The organism is Variovorax sp. 01N425 (assembly GCF_056399465.1).
The window spans coordinates 1-1,578 of the sequence record NZ_JBFTRJ010000048.1 but is presented as its reverse complement, the minus strand read 5'-3'; the positions used below and the strand labels follow the sequence as shown (position 1 = coordinate 1,578).

Genomic DNA, 1,578 nt, shown 5'->3' with positions numbered 1-1,578 from the left:
CAGGCGCCGCATGATCTTGCCGCTGCGCGTCTTGGGCAGGTTCTCGCCGAAGCGGATGTCCTTGGGCTTGGCGATCGGGCCGATCTCCTTGGCCACCCAGGCGCGCAGTTCGTTGGCGATCTGCTTGGCCTCCTCGCCGCTCGGGCGCCCGCGCTTGAGCACCACGAAGGCRCACACCGCCTCGCCCGTCACGTCGTCGGGCCGCCCCACCACCGCCGCCTCGGCCACCAGGTCGGTCTTGGACACCAGCGCCGATTCGATCTCCATCGTGCCCAGGCGRTGGCCCGAGACGTTCAGCACGTCGTCGATGCGCCCSGTGATGCGGAAGTAGCCGCGGTCKKCRCTGCGCACCGCGCCGTCSCCGGCCAGGTAGATGGTGCCGCCCATCTCCTCGGGGAAGTAGCTCTTCCTGAAGCGCTCGGGGTCGTTCCAGATGGTGCGGATCATCGAGGGCCAGGGCCGCTTGATGACCAGCATGCCGCCCGCGCCGTTGGGCAGGTCCTTGCCGGTCTCGTCCACGATGGCGGCCATGATGCCCGGCAGCGGCAGCGTGCACGAGCCCGGCACCAGCGGCGTGGCGCCCGGCAAGGGCGTGATGACGTGGCCGCCGGTCTCGGTCTGCCAGAAGGTGTCGACGATCGGACATTTCTCATGGCCGATGTTCCGGTGGTACCACATCCAGGCYTCGGGGTTGATGGGCTCGCCGACCGAGCCGAGGATGCGCAGGCTGTCCAGGTTCCAGTTCCTGGGGTGCACCTTCTCGTCCGATTCGGCGGCCTTGATGAGCGAGCGGATGGCGGTGGGGGCGGTGTAGAAGACGCTGACCTGGTGYYKYTCGATCATCTGCCAGAAGCGCCCGGCGTGCGGGAAGGTGGGGATGCCCTCGAACACGACCTGGGTGGCGCCGGCGGCGAGCGGGCCGTAGGCGACGTAGGTGTGGCCGGTGATCCAGCCGATGTCGGCGGTGCACCAGAAGACGTCCTCGGGCCGGATGTCGAAGGTCCAGTCCATGGTGAGCCGGGCCCACAGCAGGTAGCCGCCGGTGGCGTGCTGCACGCCCTTGGGCTTGCCGGTGGAGCCGGAGGTGTAGAGGATGAAGAGGGGGTGCTCGGCGTTGACCGGCACGGGCGGGCAGTCGGTGCTCTGGCCCTGGAGCGCYTCGGCGAAGGTCTTGTCGCGGCCTTCGACACGSGSCCAGGCGCTGGSGGTGCGTTCGTAGACGAAGACGGTGCGGATGGATTCGCAGCCGCCCAGGGCGATGCCGTCGTCGACGATGGCCTTGAGGGGCAGYTCCTTGCCGCCGCGCAGCTGGTAGTTGGCGGTGATGACGGCCACGGCGCCGGCGTCGATGATGCGCTCCTGCAGGGCCTTGGCGGAGAAGCCGCCGAACACSACGCTGTGGGTGGCGCCGATGCGCGCGCASGCCTGCATGGCGACCACGCCCTCGATGGTCATGGGCATGTAGATGATGACGCGGTCGCCCTTGCCGATGCCGGCGGCCTTCAGGGCGTTGGCGAACTGGCTCACGCGGGCGAGCAGTTCCTTGTAGCTGACGCGGGTGACGGCGCCGTCGTCGGC

General features: G+C 69.3%; 1 protein-coding gene. It reads right to left on the bottom strand.

The genetic code is table 11. From position 1 onward, the window contains the following. On the bottom strand, window positions 1–1,578 hold a 1,578-nt coding region (acs, locus tag AC1DSC_RS32600), incomplete at both ends, for an acetate--CoA ligase (protein WP_478132090.1).